The sequence below is a fragment of the Achromobacter pestifer genome (assembly GCF_902859625.1).
In the GTDB taxonomy this organism is placed as follows: Bacteria; Pseudomonadota; Gammaproteobacteria; order Burkholderiales; family Burkholderiaceae_B; genus Achromobacter; species Achromobacter pestifer.
The window spans coordinates 607,988-624,905 of record NZ_CADIJX010000003.1; the positions used below are offsets into that span (position 1 = coordinate 607,988).

17 protein-coding genes are annotated in these 16,918 nt (G+C 63.7%); 8 read left to right on the forward strand and 9 right to left on the reverse strand.

Going from position 1 to position 16,918, the window contains the following annotated elements; translation table 11 throughout:
- Positions 1-69 precede the first annotated feature (69 nt).
- From pth to ychF, 3 genes are all read left to right on the forward strand, one after another.
- A complete protein-coding gene (gene pth, locus HV753_RS14340; protein WP_175175150.1) occupies positions 70-669 on the forward strand; it encodes an aminoacyl-tRNA hydrolase in 600 nt (199 codons plus the stop codon).
- Positions 666-1,445 carry a CPBP family glutamic-type intramembrane protease gene (locus HV753_RS14345; RefSeq protein ID WP_175175151.1) on the forward strand — a complete coding sequence of 260 codons (780 nt, stop codon included), beginning with the start codon at positions 666-668 and terminating at the stop codon, positions 1,443-1,445. The genes pth and HV753_RS14345 overlap by 4 nt, the downstream gene beginning before the upstream one ends.
- Positions 1,446-1,540: 95 nt before the next feature.
- Positions 1,541-2,632 (forward strand): redox-regulated ATPase YchF, encoded by a 1,092-nt coding sequence (gene ychF, locus HV753_RS14350; RefSeq protein WP_175175152.1) that lies wholly within the window; start codon positions 1,541-1,543, stop codon positions 2,630-2,632.
- A 59-nt stretch (positions 2,633-2,691) separates the two neighbouring features.
- Here ychF and HV753_RS14355 read toward each other — a convergent pair whose 3' ends face one another.
- Complete coding sequence (locus HV753_RS14355) at positions 2,692-3,060, reverse strand: hypothetical protein (protein WP_175175153.1); 369 nt, start codon at positions 3,058-3,060, stop codon at positions 2,692-2,694.
- A 176-nt stretch (positions 3,061-3,236) separates the two neighbouring features.
- On the opposite strand from HV753_RS14355, the gene HV753_RS14360 reads away from it, so the two are divergent.
- A complete protein-coding gene (locus tag HV753_RS14360; RefSeq protein WP_175175154.1) occupies positions 3,237-3,782 on the forward strand; it encodes a hypothetical protein in 546 nt (181 codons plus the stop codon).
- Between the two features lie 132 nt (positions 3,783-3,914).
- Positions 3,915-5,036 (forward strand): Fic family protein, encoded by a 1,122-nt coding sequence (locus HV753_RS14365; protein ID WP_175175155.1) that lies wholly within the window; start codon positions 3,915-3,917, stop codon positions 5,034-5,036.
- Between the two features lie 73 nt (positions 5,037-5,109).
- Here HV753_RS14365 and HV753_RS14370 read toward each other — a convergent pair whose 3' ends face one another.
- Genes HV753_RS14370 through HV753_RS14380 form a run of 3 tightly spaced genes read right to left on the reverse strand, consistent with a single transcriptional unit; the run spans position 5,110 to position 8,365 of the window.
- The gene (locus HV753_RS14370; protein ID WP_425485894.1) at positions 5,110-6,138 is read right to left on the reverse strand and encodes a Bug family tripartite tricarboxylate transporter substrate binding protein; all 1,029 of its coding nucleotides are present in this window, start codon (positions 6,136-6,138) and stop codon (positions 5,110-5,112) included.
- Positions 6,087-7,151: a zinc-binding dehydrogenase gene (locus HV753_RS14375; RefSeq protein WP_175175453.1), complete on the reverse strand. Its 1,065-nt coding sequence runs from the start codon at positions 7,149-7,151 to the stop codon at positions 6,087-6,089. Before HV753_RS14375 ends, HV753_RS14370 begins: the two co-directional genes overlap by 52 nt.
- Entirely contained in the window at positions 7,151-8,365 is a 1,215-nt protein-coding gene (locus HV753_RS14380) for a CaiB/BaiF CoA transferase family protein (RefSeq protein WP_175175156.1), read from the reverse strand. The genes HV753_RS14375 and HV753_RS14380 overlap by 1 nt, the downstream gene beginning before the upstream one ends.
- Positions 8,366-8,454: 89 nt before the next feature.
- Between HV753_RS14380 and HV753_RS14385 the strand changes: the two genes are divergently transcribed.
- Positions 8,455-9,393: a LysR family transcriptional regulator gene (locus HV753_RS14385; protein ID WP_175175157.1), complete on the forward strand. Its 939-nt coding sequence runs from the start codon at positions 8,455-8,457 to the stop codon at positions 9,391-9,393.
- 33 nt (positions 9,394-9,426) lie between these two features.
- On the opposite strand, the gene HV753_RS14390 is transcribed toward HV753_RS14385, so the two are convergent.
- Complete coding sequence (locus HV753_RS14390; RefSeq protein WP_175175158.1) at positions 9,427-9,870, reverse strand: MarR family winged helix-turn-helix transcriptional regulator; 444 nt, start codon at positions 9,868-9,870, stop codon at positions 9,427-9,429.
- Between the two features lie 3 nt (positions 9,871-9,873).
- Positions 9,874-11,472, reverse strand: a complete 1,599-nt coding sequence (locus HV753_RS14395; protein ID WP_175175159.1) for an MDR family MFS transporter — start codon at positions 11,470-11,472, stop codon at positions 9,874-9,876.
- Between the two features lie 394 nt (positions 11,473-11,866).
- Here HV753_RS14395 and HV753_RS14400 point away from each other — a divergent pair, with 394 nt between their 5' ends.
- Positions 11,867-14,362 carry an AsmA family protein gene (locus tag HV753_RS14400; RefSeq protein ID WP_175175160.1) on the forward strand — a complete coding sequence of 832 codons (2,496 nt, stop codon included), beginning with the start codon at positions 11,867-11,869 and terminating at the stop codon, positions 14,360-14,362.
- Positions 14,359-14,745, forward strand: coding sequence for an MOSC N-terminal beta barrel domain-containing protein (locus HV753_RS14405; RefSeq protein WP_175175161.1), 387 nt, complete (start codon positions 14,359-14,361; stop codon positions 14,743-14,745). Before HV753_RS14400 ends, HV753_RS14405 begins: the two co-directional genes overlap by 4 nt.
- Positions 14,746-14,823: 78 nt before the next feature.
- On the opposite strand, the gene HV753_RS14410 is transcribed toward HV753_RS14405, so the two are convergent.
- From HV753_RS14410 to coaD, 3 genes are all read right to left on the reverse strand, one after another.
- Positions 14,824-16,047, reverse strand: a complete 1,224-nt coding sequence (locus HV753_RS14410) for a benzoate/H(+) symporter BenE family transporter (RefSeq protein ID WP_175175162.1) — start codon at positions 16,045-16,047, stop codon at positions 14,824-14,826.
- Positions 16,044-16,295: a YfhL family 4Fe-4S dicluster ferredoxin gene (locus HV753_RS14415; protein WP_006221659.1), complete on the reverse strand. Its 252-nt coding sequence runs from the start codon at positions 16,293-16,295 to the stop codon at positions 16,044-16,046. The genes HV753_RS14410 and HV753_RS14415 overlap by 4 nt, the downstream gene beginning before the upstream one ends.
- Before the next feature lie 107 nt (positions 16,296-16,402).
- A complete protein-coding gene (gene coaD / locus HV753_RS14420; protein ID WP_006227601.1) occupies positions 16,403-16,906 on the reverse strand; it encodes a pantetheine-phosphate adenylyltransferase in 504 nt (167 codons plus the stop codon).
- Positions 16,907-16,918: the final 12 nt, after the last annotated feature.

Sequence of the window (16,918 nt, forward strand, 5' to 3'; positions counted from 1 at the left end):
CGGCTTATGCTCGAAACCCTGCGTGTGCATTTGCATGCGCAGGGTTTTTTGGTTTAAACACCCTCCATCATGTCTATTCCCATACGCCTCATCGTGGGATTGGGTAATCCCGGTCCTGACTACGAAACTACCCGACACAATGCCGGCTTCTGGCTGGCCGACCATCTGGCGGACGATCTGCGCACTTCTTTTTCGTTGGAGAAGTCTTTTTTCGGCATGGTGGCCAAGTCGCGCCTGGGCGCGGACAACGTGTTGCTGCTCAAGCCCATCACTTACATGAACAAGTCCGGCCAAGCGGTCGGTGCGCTGGCGCGGTTCTATAAGTTGGAGCCTGAACAGGTGCTGGTGCTGCATGACGAACTGGATCTGTTGCCTGGCCAGGTAAAGCTCAAGCAGGGCGGCGGCCACGCCGGCCACAACGGCTTGAAGGATATCCAGGCGGTGTTGGGCAGCCCGAACTTCTGGCGCCTGCGCATCGGCATCGGCCATCCGCGCACCTTGAACCTGGCCCAGCAAGTGGCCGACTTCGTGCTGCATCCCCCGCGCCGCGAAGAACAGAAAGAGATCGAAGCCGTCATCGACCGCTGCCGCGCCGTCGTGCCGGCGATGCTGGCCGGCGATTTCGCGCTGGCGACTCGCCAACTGCATAGCGGCAACGTCGCAGGATGACGGACACGCCCCGCGCCACATCAATCGGAAAAATGCGCTTTCGCACCGAGATAGCGGACTTCTGGCGTTTTGTCCGCCATCCGCATCCCGTTTCGCGCCTGCCTGGGCGTGCGGGCGGAAGCACGCTATTGGCCGATTGGTGGCCCGGCATCGGGCCGGGGCGTTTGTTGGCGTGGGCCGGGCTGCTGTGGATGCTGAATCTGTTCGCGCTGGGGCCGGTTGCCGTGATGGCCGCCGGCATGGGCGGGGCCACGCACCGGATCGATCCCGCCAATCTACCGTGGCTGACCGCCGTGCTGTGGGCGCCGCTGGTCGAGGAAATGCTGTTCCGCTACGGGTTGCGGCGTCCCCGCCAGGTGCTGTGGCTGATTCCAGCCTTGCTGCCGGTTGTGTTGTATGGCCCGAAGGTCTGGACTGGATTGTTGCTGGCGGCATTCGTGCTTCTGGCATGCTGGGGCGCGCGTCAGCGTGCCGAGCCCCTGAAGGGCTGGGACACGACCTGGCGGCGCTATTACCTGAAGCACTTTGGCTTGGTGTTCCACCTGGTGGCGCTGACGTTCGCTGCCGTGCATCTGACGAACTTCGTCTACAGCAAGACCCCGTACTGGTTGATGCCGCTGTTGGTGTTGCCGCAATGGCTGACGGGGCTGGTGCTGGGATGGATGCGCGTGCGGCGTGGTATCGGCGCGGCCATCTTGCTGCATGCCACGTTCAACGCCGGCCCCATTTTGATGATCTGGGCTGTCATGCGCTGGGCGCCCACCGCCGCCAATTAGCGGGGCCGCATCCCTGGGCCGCCAGAAGTGCTCCTGGCCCTGGCCGGGGTAAACTAGAACGTTAACGATCAATACCGTACTTACACAGGATTCCCATGGCTCTGCAATGCGGCATCGTCGGCCTGCCCAACGTTGGCAAATCGACACTTTTCAATGCTCTGACCCGCGCCGGCATCGCCGCCGAGAACTACCCGTTCTGCACCATCGAACCCAACGTCGGTGTGGTCGAGGTGCCGGATCCGCGTTTGCAGAAGCTGGCTGAAATCGTCAAGCCCGAACGCATCCTGTCCGCCACGGTCGAGTTCGTCGACATCGCGGGCTTGGTCGCGGGCGCGAGCAAGGGCGAAGGCCTGGGCAACCAGTTCCTGTCGCACATCCGCGAAACCGATGCCATCGTCAACGTCGTGCGCTGCTTCGAGGATCCCAACGTGATCCACGTGGCCGGCAAGATCGACCCTATCGCCGACATCGAAGTCATTGAGACCGAGCTTGCGCTGGCCGACATGCAAACCGCCGAAAAGGCCTTGCTGCGCCATCAGAAGACCGCCCGTTCCGGTGACAAGGAATCGCAGCGCATCGTGGCCGTGCTGGAAAAGTGCATCGCCCAGCTGAACGAAGCCAAGCCGATCCGCGCGCTGGACCTGACGACGGAAGAAAAGGCCGACATCGCCCAACTGTGCTTCATCACCGCCAAGCCCGCGATGTACGTGGGCAACGTGGCCGATGATGGTTTCACCAACAATCCGCTGCTGGACCGCCTGACCGAATTCGCCGCCGCCCGCAACGCGCCGGTCGTCGCCATCTGCGCGGCCATCGAATCCGAAATCGTGGACCTGGAAGACGCAGACCGCCAAGCTTTCCTGTCCGACATGGGCATGGAAGAGCCGGGTTTGAACCGCCTGATCCGCGCTGCCTTCAAGCTGCTGGGCCTGCAAACCTACTTCACCGCTGGCGTGAAGGAAGTGCGCGCCTGGACGGTGGCCATCGGCGCCACCGCGCCGCAAGCCGCTGGCGTTATCCACACCGACTTTGAACGCGGCTTCATCCGCGCGCAGACCATCGCCTACGAAGACTTCATCACGTACAAGGGCGAGCAGGGCGCCAAGGAAGCGGGCAAGATGCGCGCCGAAGGCAAGGAATACATCGTGCAGGACGGCGATGTGATGAACTTCCTGTTCAACGTCTGATCGACCTGGCTGGGCTTGAACCGAGGCGGCGGCACCGACGTGCCGCCGTACCCGGCACGCTACGTCATGGCACCCATGACGAACCCAACCAGCGCCAGGGCGCTGCCCAGCAACACACACACGGTTGCTGCGATGCCGCCCAGTCCTAGCCGAAGTGCAACTGCGAACACGGCCACGGACGAGATGCCCACGCTGACGACGGCACCCATCAGCAGGTAGGGCAACAGCATCATCACTCCCATACCGCCATAGACGCAGCCTGGCTGCGACCAGGGAAGCAGGGAATTGACCACGTAAACCAGTACCGCCATGCCCAGACCTGCCGTCAGGGCGAGGGACCATGCCGTCGCCCTGGGCAGGACGGGTCGTGCCGCGCCTTTCGTGCCTGGCGCGGAACGAGGGGAATCAGTGGGTGATGGATCAGTCATCAGTAGGTTGTTGCCCGGGGAATGATATCGGCGGGTGAATGCGATGCTGCGTTGGTGCACGATACACTCCATGAATCCAGGTGCATCTGGCAGGCACATGCAGGAGAGGCAGTGAATCACCTTCAGCAGGCATATGCAGGAGAGGCAGTGAATCACCTTCAGTCACCCGTCGCGACATGAGGCAAGCCATCAAGGCTGCACGTTTCGAGCGCCTGCGGTTCTGGTTGGCCGGGGCGGGATCAATCCTCTTTGCCTGGTATTGCTTCCACGGACTGGCTTGGCTCGCGCGAAGCGTGGGAATCATCCCGATCGTTCACTACGATCCCGCAGTGAGCCAGTGGCTCCTGATCGGGGATCCCATACTGCAACACTGGGCGCAAGTGCGAGTCAGCGAGGACGTCACGCCGGCGGGGTATGCCCTGGTGTTCCTCAGCGCTGTGTTGGCTTACTACGTGGCGCGGCTCATTTACCATCTCGATTTCGCCAAAGTGTTCCAGCGCCGTGATCGATGGATCATCGCCGGATGGATCATCGGCACGCCCCTTATCGCGGCCGAGGGCCATCTATTGCTGAGGCTGCTGTCGGAGTTCTCTTTGGCGCAGCAGTGGCCCACCCTCTTCGCGACTGCCACGTTCGTTGTCTTCCTGGTCTCAGCGAAGCTGTTCTCCGATCTGTGGGAATGGGTGATGCGCAGGAACCGGGTGCATCCGACGCTGCCTTAAGCGTGATCGGCATGCCGGCATCAAGGCAGATTGGCGTGGGTGGGACAGATCATCGGAAAGCGGGGTTAGGCGGCTGAATGCCCAATTTGTTGCGTTCTTGCTGTTGCGGCGAATTCCTCCCATAATCACCGCATGAATAGCGGAGATTACCTCTACATCTGGCAAGCCCCCAAGTGGCCTGTCTGGCACTACGACTTGGCCGTATTGGCTGAGCCGTTGGCTCGGGTCAGCCGCGCGCAAGGGCTGCTCTTGGGGCGGCTTGCTGACGTTGGCTTGGGTCTGCGCGATGAGGCTAGTTTGGCCGCTCTGACGGATGACGTGCTTAAAACCAGCGAGATCGAAGGTGAGCACCTGAACGTCGCCTCGGTGCGGTCCTCCATCGCTCGCCGCCTTGGGGTGGATATCGGTTCTCTGGCGCCGGTGGATCGCAATGTGGAGGGGATTGTGGAGATGGTGCTTGATGCCAGTGCCAACAGCGCCCAGCCCCTTACGGTGGAGCGCCTGTTTGGATGGCATGCCGCGTTGTTTCCAACGGGCTACTCCGGCCTGAGCAAAATCACTACCGGCAGTTGGCGGGATGATGCCCATGGGCCGATGCAAGTGGTCTCCGGTCCCATTGGGCGCCAGAAGGTGCATTACGAAGCGCCCGCTGCGGAACGTCTGCCCATTGAGTTGGATCGCTTTCTTGCGTGGGTGAACACGTCAGACTCACCAGAGCCTGCACTGATCCGCGCGGGGCTGGGCCATCTGTGGTTCGTGACCTTGCATCCTTTCGATGATGGCAACGGCCGCATTGCGCGCGCCATCGGCGATCTGCTGCTGGCGCGCGCAGATGGCAGCCCACAGCGCTTCTACAGCCTGTCGGCACAGCTTCAGCGTGAACGAAAGCACTACTACGACATCTTGGAACGCACGCAAAAAGGCACGCTGGACGTGACGGAATGGCTGCTGTGGTTTCTGCGTATGCTGGATGAAGCCGTGTCCCATGCCCATCACACGCTGGATGCCGTGCTGGGCAAGGCGCGATTCTGGCAGCGCGTGTCGGGCGCCTCGTTGAACGACAGGCAGGTGAAGGTGCTTAATCGTTTGCTCGATGGCTTTGACGGCAAGCTGACCAGCAGCAAATGGGCAGCACTTGCCAAGTGCTCGCCCGACACCGCGCTACGCGACATCAACCAGCTGGTTGAGCTTGGTGTGTTGCAACGCTCGGGGGCGGGCGGCCGCAGTACCAGCTACGAGTTGAAGACGGCCTGAGTCTGAACCAGAGTGGGTACCTGACTGCCAGGCACTTGCAAGCCTCTGTGCTCCGGCCGATCCCGGTGCCGCGCTACTGCGGCACGATGCCGGCTGCCGTGACGATCTCGCGCCACTTCTGGCCTTCAGACAAATTGAATCGCGCGAAGTCCGCTGGACTCGACCCCACCGGCTTGGCGCCCAGGCCCGCGTACTGGCTGATCACGTTTGGCTGCTTGAGTGCAAGCGCCGCATGCTCGGCCAGTTTGGCCGTGATGGCGGGTGGTGTGCCCTTGGGCGCCCACAGGCCGTACCACGTGCTGATATCGAAGCCGGGGAAACCTGATTCGGCCATGGTGGGTACGTCCGGCAGCTCAGCCACCCGCTGCGGCACCGTGACTGCCAGCGCCCGCAGCTTGCCCGACTTGATGAATGGGGTGGCCGAGGGCATGGAGTCGAACATGAGTTGGATTTGCCCGCCCACCAGATCGGTCAGCGCGGGCGCGCTTCCTTTGTAGGGCACGTGCTGCATCGGTTGCCCGGTGCGTGTCTTGAACGATTCACCCGCCAGCTGCTGCGCCGAGGCGCTACCGGCCGAACCGAAGTTGAGTGGCTGGGTCTTGCCGAGCGCCACCAGGTCCTGCACGGTCTTCGCCGGACTGGACTGTGGCACCACCAGCACCAGCGGCACGTCCGCCAACTGCGTGATCGGCGTGAAATCCTTGAATGCGTCGTAACGCATGGATCGGTAGATGTACGGGTTGATGACGTGTAGCGAAGCGTTGGCCAGGAACGTGTAGCCATCGGGTGCGGCGCGCGCCACCAGATCGGCGCCGATCATGCCGCTGGCGCCAGGTCGGTTGTCGACGATGATGTTCTGGCCGATGGTCTTGGACATTTCGGCCGCCACGAGTCGCGACACGATGTCGGTGGGGCCGCCAGGCGGATACGGCACCACCATCGTGATCGGACGGCTGGGGTAGGCGTCCGCAGCGGCGGCCGTCATCGTGGCGGTCACGCTGGCGCAGGCCAGCGCCAGCGCGGCAAATCGGCTGCAAGTGCGCCGCAATGTCAGGTCTGGGCGTCGGTGGGGGGCGTCGCAAGGAGCGAGGTGGGATGGCATGGGCTAGTCTCCGGTCTTATTTTGAGCGCCACTTTGCCCACGATCTGGCGGCTTTCCAGCGCTTCGAGCGCAGCGGCGAGTTCGGCGATCGGATAGATCGCCGTTACTGCGGGATGGATGCGCTTGCCGCGCGCCCATTCAAACAGGGTCGCCATGGCCCGCTGCATGGCGGGCGCATGGGTCACGCGCTCGTCGGCGGGAGTCCAGCCGATGTAGCGTCCGAAGAAGAATCCATGCAATGCAATATTCTTGACCAGTAGCAGATTCAGCGGCGCTTGCGGCACGCTGCCGCTGGCGAAGCCCACCGACAGCATGCGTGCATTCGCGGCTGCCGCGCGCACGCCGTAGTCGAATGCGGAGCCTCCCACCGGATCGAACACGATGTCGGCGCCACGGCCCTCGGTCAGTGTCTTGACCGCTGCGGGCATGTCGGCGTCTGCCTGCATGGCGTGGCTGGCGCCTGCCGCCAGCGCGGCCTGCCGCTTGGCCTCGGTGCTGGCGCAGGCGATGACCCGAGCGCCCAGCAGGGCGGCGAGTTCCACTGCGGCCAGGCCCACGCCGGAACCTGCGCCCAGCACCAGCACGGTCTCGCCCGGCTGCATGGCCGCGCGCCACAACAGACCGCAGTAGGCCGTGCCATAGGAGATGGGTACGGGCAGCGCGAGCAACGGGTCCAAGCCATCCGGCACCGCGTAGGCCGTGTACTCGGGCAATGTCAGCCGTTCCGCATAGCAGCCCCAGCGCGCCAGCGCCACCACGGTGTCGCCGGGGCGTAGCCGTGTGACCGCGCTGCCGCAGGCCAGCACACGGCCAACGGCTTCGGTTCCTGGCACGAACGGCATGGGAGGGCGGGTTTGGTATCGGCCTTCGATCAGCAGTTTGGTGGCGTGGCTGACGCTGGCGTATTGCACCTCGACCGTGATGTCGGATGGACCTGGCGGGCGGGCATCGGGTGCATCGCGCACCGCCACGTCCTGCACCGGGCCGAATTTTTCGCAAAGCAGGGCGCGCATCATGCCTGCTCCGGTTGTGTGGCGTCCTGCAACAGGGCGCCCGTCGTCATCAGTGCCTGGATGTCAGCCGGGCTCCATCCCCAATCCCGCAGCACCTGGGTAGAGTGCTGGCCGATCGTTGGCGCCGGCGTCAATGGCCGCCGCTGTGTCAGGCCGGGTATTGGGGCGTAGGGCAGCGAGCCCACGCCGGGCTGGTCCAGCGTCTGGAGCAGTTGCACGTGCGCAGCCTGAGCATGCGTCGCCAACTCGTCGTAGTCGCGCACCCTTGCATGCAGGACTTCTTCGCGCGCCAGCCGTTCGACCCAGTGTGCGGAAGGCTGGGCTGCCAACTGTGCGGCGATGTGTTCGTGCAGTTCGTCGCGTCGCGCCATGCGTGCGGCATTGTCCGCGTACGCGGGGTTCTGTAGCCATTCGGGCCGTTCCAGCGCGCGGCACAACCGGGCGAACTGCTCATTGTTCAGGGCCAGGACCGATAGGCGGCCGTCCGCCGTGTCGAACACGCCATTGGGGGCGCTGACGGGGCCGGCGCGACGCGCGCCTGCCATGCCGTGGGCCAGGATGTCGTTCACCTGGAGCGCGGCGCAGGCCTGGAACAGGCTCAGTTGGACATGGCTGCCGAGGCCGGTCCTGGCTTGCCGGTACAGCGCAGCCGTGGCGGCCTGTGCGGCATACAGGGCGGTGCCGATATCTGCCATCAACATGCCCATGCGGCGCGGCGTTCCGGCAGCGTCCTGATTGGCATACATGAGGCCGCTGTCGGCTTGCATCACCGAATCCGAAGCGGGCGCGTCGGCATAGGGGCCGTCCTGCCCGTAGCCGCTGATCGATACATAGATCATGCCCGGCGCATCCTGCGCCACCTCCGCGTAGCCCACGCCCATGCGTTCGGCAACGCCGGGCCGGAAGTTCTGGATCAGCACGTCGGCGCTTCCGGCAAGGCGGCGCAGCGCCTTTTTCCCCTCGGGGTGCCGCGCGTCAAGACACACGCCGCGTTTGCCGACGTTATAGGCCACGGATAGCGCGCTGTGCGTGCCGCTCAATGTGCCGACATGGCGGCCCCAGTCGCCCGCAGGCGGTTCCACCTTGATGACTTCGGCGCCTTGCTGCCACAGCATTTGTGCGCAATACGGGCCCGCGATGCCCTGGCTGATATCCAGCACGCGCAAACCGGAAAAGGGACCGCAGGCCAAATCGGCGGCAACAGCAGGGTTCATGGCATCCATCGGCAGGACATTGACAAGCCGATGGTAGACTCGGCTCGTCTGGTGGACAATCCATGCAGTTGTTCCTTTAATGGTGAACAATGATTGACAAAGAGCTGGACCTGAACTTGGTCAGGCTGTTCGTTGCGATGGTGGAATCGCGCAATCTGAGCGCGGCCGCTGAACGCTGCGGCATGACCCGTTCAAACATGTCCCACCGTCTGAAACGGCTGGAGCTGGCGATGGGCTCGCAGCTTTTGCGCCGGACCACCCGGCATGTGGAACTGACTCAGGCGGGGCAATTGCTGTACCAGCACGGCGTGCGGCTGCTCGATGAGATGCGCACTGCGCAAGCCTCCATCCATAGCCTGGACGGCACCGTGCGCGGCGACGTCCGGATACGCCTGCCGACGGGGCTGGGTCATCTCTACCTTGCGCCTGTGCTGCTCGACTTCACCCGCCGCTATCCCGATATTTCACTACGTGTCCACATCAACGACGCCATCGGCGATTTGGTGTCGGCCGAGGTCGACATGGCCCTGAAGATCACTTCCGCACCGCCAGAAGACCATGTGGCGCGTCGCATTTGCGACGTGCAATGGTGCTTGTGTGCGACGCCGGCGTTCCTGCGCGACCAGGGGCAAGTGACGACGTTGGAGCAGTTGGGCCGCTGTTCGTTGATTGCGCCGCAATCGCTGGGCCGGCGCTTTGATCTGCGCTGCAAGCGCGAAGACGGCGACCCCTTGCTGCTGCGCGTGGCGCCGAGGTTGCAGTCCGGCGACTACCCCTTCTTGCGCGATGCCGTACTGGCCGGGCTGGGCGTGGCGCTGTTGCCGCGCTACGCGGTATGGAGCCAGCTGCGCGATGGTGAACTGGTCGAGGTTCTGCCCGAGCTGGAGCCGGAAGGCGTGGGCAACGCCATCTATTTGCTGACTGCTCCGAATCGTTTTCCGTCGATGGCCACGCGGACACTGGTGGAGCATCTGCGCGAACACATCGAACAGCATCGCAGCGATTGGCAGCGCGCCTCCGCGGCTTGATGTCCGCGTGGCACGCGCCATTCGGCAGGCAGGCTACGCGGCCTTGCTGCCTGCCGCACGCAGGAAGTTCTCTTCCAGCACGCTCAGTACGCGATTCAAGGTGTCGATATCCGTGCCTGAAAGGCCCTTGAGCGATTCGTCGAAGAAGGCCGCGCGCTTGGGCAGGGCTTCGTTCACCACGGCTTGTCCGGCCGGCGTCAGGCTGGCGTTGGTCAGGCGATTGTCCTGCGCGTCGGTCGCGCGGGATATCCATCCCAGTTTCTGCATGGCCTGCAACTGGCGCGTGAGCGAGGCGGGATCCAGCCGGCAGCGTTCCGCCAGGTGCTTTTGCGAGCATTGCCCGCATTCATGCAGCGCCAGCAGAATGCGCCAGCGGGGCAGGGCGTGACCGACCTTGCTGCTGAACGCGCTTTGCATCAGGCGGTACGTCTGCCCCATGTGTTGGACGACTTGCAGGCCTTGTTGTTGTTTGGGCAAAAGCTACTCTCCGACGCCAGCGGGCTCCGTTTTCGGAGGCCGGGCCAATTGCACCAGGGGCACGCGCCGCACGCACCACAGCGCGAAGATGGCGACGGCCAGTGCGATGAGCTGCCCTTCGTGGATGGCGCCCACCAGCGCGACGCGCGCGATCTCGATCAACGACGTTCCGTCCTGGCCTTGATGCGCCAATTGTGCCAGGAACTGCGTCTGCGCCGCCGGATTGACCAGCATCTGCGGATCGTTCAGCTCTGGCAACCATTGCGCCGAAGCGCCGCGCAAGGTGGATTCAACGCCATTGAAATAGCTGTGGCTGACCATGGTTCCAACGACCGCCGTGCCCAGCATGCCGCCGATCATGCGCAGCGATTGCAGCAGCGCCGTGGCAATGCCCAGGTGCGTGCGCCCCGCGGTCTGCTGCGCGAAGACGGTCAGGTTGGGCATGATGAAGCCCATGCCCAGGCCGGCCATCAGCATGTAGGCGGCGATCAGCGCATGTGACGTATAGCTATGGGTGGTAACAATACCCAAACAGGAGAAGGCCATCAGCAGGAAACCGGCGTAGAGCATCCGGTTGGGATTTCGAATGCGCGTGATGACGCGACCATTGATGATGCTGCCCACCGTGATGAACACGACCATGGGCGTGATCAGCAGGCCGGCATCCTGGGGCGACAGGCCAAAGCCGCCTTGCAGCAGCAGGGGGGCATAGAACAGCAGCGAATACATCGTCACGCCCACCAGCAGCGCCAGCGTGAAAAGCGTGGCCAGGCCGCGATTGCGGAACATGTCCAATGGCAGCAGCGGGTGCGGGCAGCGCTTTTCCCACCAGTACAGCAACGCGAAGGCAGCGACGCTGCCTACCGCCAGCAGCACGATTGGTGTGCTGAGGCCCTCTTTGGGCAAGAGTTCGACCAGCAATTGCAGGCTGCCCAGTGCCAGCGCGACCAGCACCGCGCCTTGCCAGTCCAGCCGCACCTTGCCTTCCGTGTGGTTGCGCAGGTGCGGCAGATAGCGTGCCACGAACCACAGGCCCAGGATGCCGATGGGCAGGTTCACATAGAACACCGAACGCCAGCCATAGTGCTCGGTCAAGGCGCCGCCCAAGGTCGGGCCGACCGCGTTGGCGATGCCGAACGCGGAACTGAGCATGACCTGCCAGCGCAACCGCACGTGGGGGTCGGGGAACAGGTCGGGGATCGAGGCGAAGGCCGTGCCCACCAGCATGCCGCCGCCGACGCCTTGCAAGGCGCGCGCCAACACCAGCGTGAACATGCTGTCGGCGGCCCCGCACAACACCGAGGCCAGCGTGAACAGGATGATCGCCGCCACCACGAAGGGCTTGCGTCCGTAGTAATCGCCCAACCGTCCGAAGATCGGCACGGTGATGACCGAGGTCAGCAAGTAAGACGTCGCAACCCATGCATACAGTTCGAAGCCCTTGAGTTCGGCCACAATGGTCGGCAGCGCGGTGCCCACCACCGTCTGGTCGATAGCGACCATCATCATGACGAAGCACATGCCCAGCATGGCAAGCAGGGTTTGCCGGAAAGGAAGCACCTGGCCGGGCGAATGCGGGGTGCTGGGGGTGGGGGCGGGCATTGTTGGACACATCAATGATTGATAGATCAATTATTCTAGTCCTACAATCCGCCAGACAGAAAATCGTCAGCTTCACGGCCTCATCGGGGCGTGCGGCACGGGCGAATCGCTCGGGTTTTGGCATCGTGGCCGCTTAGGGCAGCGCGAAGCCGGCCCGATTTGTTACGATAGCGGAATCTGCACGCTGGCCATGCCGGCGTCTTCAGCAGGCCTTCCTTGGTTTGACCCTCTTTCCTGGCGCCGCAGCCGCAGGCTTTCGGCAGGAGTGAGGACTCGTCCAAAAAGGCACACAGCTCCAATTGGCGTGTGGTTTCCACCGCTATAGCACCATCCCCGCGCTTGGCGCGGCGGGCGGTATTCAAGGATTTCCAGTCGAGGTACCGACGGGGCGGCAATGAAAACGTGGTTCAAGCGCATTTTGATAGGCCTGGTGGTGTTGGTTGTCGTGGCCGTCGTTGGCCTGGCCATCTTCTTGCTGACATTCGACCCCAACGCGTACAAGTACAAGCTGGAAGAGCTTGTCCAGGAACGCTATCACCGGACACTCACGATCGACGGCGAGATCGAGCTATCGCTCTTTCCGCGCATCGGCTTGTCGGTGCAGGGCGTGTCCCTGTCCGAGCCCAATAGCCCGGACACGTTCGCTTCCATCGAAAGCACGCGCCTGGCGGTTGCGGTGTGGCCGTTGCTGTCCAACAGCTTCGTGGTCGACCACGTGGCCATCAGCGGCCTCAAGGCGCGCGTGGTGCGGGGCAAGGACGGCCAGTTCAACTTCAGCAACCTCGTGGGCGGCACGCCGGCGATTACGACTGCACCGGCGAATCCGGCCGAAGCGATCGTGGGCGCGGCTCAGACCGCAGCCCAGGCCATCACCAGTGGCACGCTGCCGCCATCGCGCAACAACATGCAGATCGACATCGCCGGCCTGGACCTGAAGGACGGCGAAGTGCAGTTGCAGGACGAGATCTCGGGCATGGCGGTTGCCGTCACGAAGATCAACGCCAATACGGGCCGCGTCACATTCAACCAGCCGTTCGATGTGCGCATGACTGCCCGCGTCGAGGGCGGCAATCCGCGCGTCGACGCCAACCTGACCGGTCAGGCCTTGCTGACGCTGGATCCGTCGGCCAAGCGCTACGCGGCCCAGAAGTTGGACTTGCGCATGGATGGCAAGCTGCCTGGCGCGGAAGCCAAGAGCCTGGCCATGCGCGGCAATCTGGCCTTCAACGGGCAGAAGTCGGCGCTGGACGTGTCGGGCCTGGAAGTGGTTTTCCAGGGCGACATCACGGACCCCGCCGCGCGCGCCACCAATGTGGAAGCCAGCGTGGCCATGCCCAAGCTCGCGATCGATCCGCACAAGAGCCAGCTTCAGATTGAAAAGCTGGCCGTGCGCGCCAAGGGCGGGTCGCCAGACGGCCCGTTTGAGTTTGCCGTGGACGCGCCCGCGCTGAATATTTCGCCCGCGTCGGCAACGGGCGAAGCCCTGACCGGACGGGTGCGCATCAGCGGCCTGGATGCCAGCTTTGGCCTGAACGGCATCAGTGGCAATGCCGGCGAACTGGACATCAAGGAAGCCAAGGTGGACAGCACGTCCAAGAATGGCGAACGAGTGGTCAAGCTGAACTTCGCTTCGCCCTTGACCTTGAATCTGCTGCAACGCAGTGGCGGCCTGTCCGGATTGCGCGGCGACGTGAACATCACCGATCCAGGGCTGCCCAAGGGCAATTTGCAGATTCCCGTGATCGGCAGCCTGACAGTGGATTTGCTGAAAGACCAAGCCAGCAGCAAGATCAACGCGGTGCTGGAAGGCGGCAAATTCGACCTGAGCGCCGACATCACCAAGTTGTCCCAGACGCCGATGGTGAATTTCGCCTTGGCCGTGGACATCCTGGATCTGGACAAGCTGGTGCCCCCGGTGGTGGTGGCGGCCAAGCCGCCGGCTGATGGCAAGAAAGACGAGAGCAAGCCTGCGCAACCCGCAGCGCCGGCCGCGCCTGTGGATGATTCGATCGACCTGTCCGCGTTGGTGGGCCCTAGCGTCAACGGCACGCTGAAGGTTGGCAAACTGGTCGTGCGTGGCCTGAAAGCCGATGACGTGGCTGCCGTGGTCAAACTGGACAAGGGCAAGCTGGAAATCTCCAGCCTGACGGCCGGCCTGTACGGCGGCAAGCTGGCCGGCGCGATGTCGGTGGATGCTGCGCAAGGTAATCAATTGGCCACCAAGATGTCCCTGGCCGGAATCACGATTGAACCGTTGCTGATGGATCTGGCGAATCAGAACGTGCTGAGCGGCACGGGCAGCCTGGCCTTGGACTTGAAGACCGCAGGCGCCAATGCCTATGCCATGAAGAGCGGTCTGGGCGGCACCTTGCAGTTGCGCTTGCGCGATGGTGCGGTCAAGGGCATCAACCTGACGCAAACGCTGCGCGAATTGAAGGCCGCGTTCAAGCCGGAGTCGCAGGACGAGACCGTGCCGGCCGACACCAGCAAGCAGACGGAATTCTCGGAGATGGACGCCGATCTGGCCTTTACCAAAGGCGTGGCCACCGTGAAGCGCCTGAACGTTGTGTCGCCGTTGCTGCGCGTGACGCAAGGCGATCCTGCCAGCATTGACTTCGTGAAGAACGAGCTGAATCTGGTGGCGCGTGCGCGCGTCGTCAATCCGGCGGCAGACCCCGAAGGCAAGGAACTGATCGACCTGAAAGACGTGACCATCCCCGTGCATGTGAAGGGGCCGTTCGACAAGCCGTCCTACACGCTGCTGTGGAAAGACGCCATCGGCGGCATCCTCAAGCGCAGCCTGGAGAACAAGCTGCGCGAAGCCGTGACGGGCAAGGGCAAGAACGGCGCCGCCGTGGACAAGGCATTGAAAGGGTTGTTGGGAAAATGAGCGGCGATACCTTCCAACCGATCGCGGAATGCGGTGTCACGCCGCAGTCCAACGCAGCGGCCTATCACCGGCAGTGGCTGATCGCCAATGATTCCGGTCAGTGGCTGAACCGTCAACTGTGCCCCAAGCTTGCCGAGGTGTCGGTGGAACTGCGCTTGGGCTATCTGGTGCTGAAGGCGCCGGGCATGCTGCGCATGGATATTCCGCTGGACGTCATCGAAGACGACGACAGCGTGCGCTACAGCATGAAGGTGGGCGAGCAGACCATCGATGTGGTCGATGAAGGGGAACTGGCCGCGGCCTGGATCTCGAACTTCGTCCAAGTGCCTTGCCGCATCATGAAGGTGCATCCGGATACGCCGGTGGCCGCCTGGCCTGCCTGAATTCGGTCTAGCCACCCCGCCGGGTTGCACGCGCGGGATGCGCTGAGATCAGACGCCCGATCTCAGCGTTCGTCTTGCTTAGGCGCCCGCCTTGGCGCGCTTGTATTCGAATGCCGCGTGGGTCGCGAGGCCCGCCGCCAGGCCCCAGAAGGCCGATCCGATTCCCCAGAAACTGAAACCCGACGCCGTTGCCAGCAAGGTGATGAGCGCGGCTTCGCGCCGCTGCGGGTTGGCCATGGCGGCGGCCATGCCGCCCATGATCGTGCCCAGCAGCGCCAAGCCGGCCAGCGCCGCCAGCAGGGCTGCGGGCAAGGCCTGGAAGAAGACCGCCACGGCGCCCGCGACGACGCTCAATCCCACATAGCCCAGTCCGTAGGTGGCTGCCGCGATATAGCGCTTGGCGGGATCGGGGTGCGCTTCGGGGCCGGTACAGATGGCAGCGCTGATGGCGCCCATGGTGACGCTGTGCGCGCCGAACGGGGCGGCCAGCAGGCCCAGGAGGCCCGTGGCGGCCACGATGCGGGAAGCCGGGGGGCGATAGCCAGCCGCTTGCAGGATCGCCAGGCCGGGCAGGTTCTGCGACGCCATGGCCACGACAAACAGCGGGATGCCCAGGCTGACGGCGGCCTGGGCGCTGAAGGCGGGGGTGGTCCAGACGAATTCCGTCAGATGCCAGTCCAGCAAGTCCAGTTGCATCAGGTCCAGCGCGAACGCCAGGGCAATGGCAACCACCATCACCACCAGCACCGCGTAACGCGGGGCCCAGCGCCGGCACAGCAGATAGGTGGCGCACATGGCCAGAACCAGCGCGGGCTGCTTGCCGATGTTGCTGAAGATGCCCATGCCGAAATTGAGCAGCACGCCGGCCAGCATGGCGGCGGCGATTTCGCCGGGAATCCGGCGCAGGATGGGATCGATCCAGCCGAACAGGCCACAAGCCAACGTCAGGCCGGCAGCAAGCAGGTAGGCGCCGATGGCTTCATTGAACGGGACGCCGACCAGCGCGGTGACGAGCAAGGCGGCGCCCGGCGTGGACCAGGCCATGACGATGGGCAGGCCCGTGCGCAGGCTGTAGAACGCGCCGCCGAATCCGAATGCCAGGCTGAGCGAACCGATCCAGGAACCGATGCGCGCGGCATCCAGGCCCGCGGCGTGGCCGGCTTGCACCATCAAGACGGCGGTGCCGCCGAAGCTGACCAGCACGGCAACCAAGCCAGCGGCGACCGCAGACGCGGAAATGTCGCGGCGGGCGTGGTGGGAAGAGGGGGGAAGGTTGATGCTGGTTTGCGTGGTGTCGCTCATGCGGCACCAGTCAGGCGGCGGTATTTGGCCATGAGCTGTTCCTGGCCTTCGTTCCATTGCGGGTGCAGTTCAATGCACTCCACCGGGCACACCACCTTGCACTGGGGTTCGTCGTGATGGCCGACGCATTCCGTGCATTTGTCGGGATCGATGACGTAATAGTCGTCGCCCATGGAAATTGCATCGTTCGGGCACTGGGGCTCGCAAACGTCGCAATTAATGCATTCTTCAGTGATTAGCAGGGCCATGATGGGCAACGCATGAAAGCCGGGGCGATTCACATTGTACTGCCGGGCGGCAAAGCGCAAGAAGGGCGCGAAATCGCGCCCTTCGGGGATGGTGCAGTGCCTGGCGTTCAGCCCGGCCAGGACTGCTCGCGGCGTTCCTTGGCTTTTTCCTGCAACCAGCGTTCCACGGACGGGAACACGAACTTGCTGACGTCGCCGCCCAATTGGGCGATTTCGCGCACGATCGTGCCCGAAATGAACTGGTATTGGTCCGACGGCGTCATGAACAGCGTTTCCACGTCGGGCAGCAGGTGGCGGTTCATGCCCGCCATCTGGAATTCGTATTCAAAGTCGGACACGGCACGCAGGCCGCGAACGATGACTCGGCCGCCTTGGTCGCGGACAAAGTCCTTGAGCAGGCCGCCAAAACTCTGTACTTCGACGTTGGGATAATGGCCCAGGACTTCACGGGCGATTTCCACGCGCTCGTCGATGCTGAAGAAAGGCTTCTTGTTGCGGCTCAGGGCGATGCCCACCACGACTTTGTCGAAAAGCGTGGCCGCGCGGCGGACCAGGTCTTCGTGGCCCCGGGTCAGCGGGTCGAAAGTGCCGGGATATACAGCGATGATCATGCGAGCTCCGTA

Bases quoted from the DNA above. Each gene is read 5' to 3' on its own strand.
- HV753_RS14380 (WP_175175156.1), bottom strand. From the start codon at position 8,365: ATGAACCCTGCTGTTGCCGCCGATTTGGCCTGCGGTCCCTTTTCCGGT.
- HV753_RS14385 (WP_175175157.1), top strand. From the start codon at position 8,455: ATGATTGACAAAGAGCTGGACCTGAACTTGGTCAGGCTGTTCGTTGCG.
- HV753_RS14395 (WP_175175159.1), bottom strand. From the start codon at position 11,472: ATGCCCGCCCCCACCCCCAGCACCCCGCATTCGCCCGGCCAGGTGCTT.
- pth (WP_175175150.1), top strand. From the start codon at position 70: ATGTCTATTCCCATACGCCTCATCGTGGGATTGGGTAATCCCGGTCCT.
- HV753_RS14400 (WP_175175160.1), top strand. From the start codon at position 11,867: ATGAAAACGTGGTTCAAGCGCATTTTGATAGGCCTGGTGGTGTTGGTT.
- HV753_RS14375 (WP_175175453.1), bottom strand. From the start codon at position 7,151: ATGCGCGCCCTGCTTTGCGAAAAATTCGGCCCGGTGCAGGACGTGGCG.
- HV753_RS14345 (WP_175175151.1), top strand. From the start codon at position 666: ATGACGGACACGCCCCGCGCCACATCAATCGGAAAAATGCGCTTTCGC.
- HV753_RS14360 (WP_175175154.1), top strand. From the start codon at position 3,237: ATGAGGCAAGCCATCAAGGCTGCACGTTTCGAGCGCCTGCGGTTCTGG.
- HV753_RS14370 (WP_425485894.1), bottom strand. From the start codon at position 6,138: ATGCCATCCCACCTCGCTCCTTGCGACGCCCCCCACCGACGCCCAGAC.
- HV753_RS14365 (WP_175175155.1), top strand. From the start codon at position 3,915: ATGAATAGCGGAGATTACCTCTACATCTGGCAAGCCCCCAAGTGGCCT.
- HV753_RS14410 (WP_175175162.1), bottom strand. From the start codon at position 16,047: ATGAGCGACACCACGCAAACCAGCATCAACCTTCCCCCCTCTTCCCAC.
- HV753_RS14415 (WP_006221659.1), bottom strand. From the start codon at position 16,295: ATGGCCCTGCTAATCACTGAAGAATGCATTAATTGCGACGTTTGCGAG.
- HV753_RS14405 (WP_175175161.1), top strand. From the start codon at position 14,359: ATGAGCGGCGATACCTTCCAACCGATCGCGGAATGCGGTGTCACGCCG.
- HV753_RS14355 (WP_175175153.1), bottom strand. From the start codon at position 3,060: ATGACTGATCCATCACCCACTGATTCCCCTCGTTCCGCGCCAGGCACG.
- coaD (WP_006227601.1), bottom strand. From the start codon at position 16,906: ATGATCATCGCTGTATATCCCGGCACTTTCGACCCGCTGACCCGGGGC.
- ychF (WP_175175152.1), top strand. From the start codon at position 1,541: ATGGCTCTGCAATGCGGCATCGTCGGCCTGCCCAACGTTGGCAAATCG.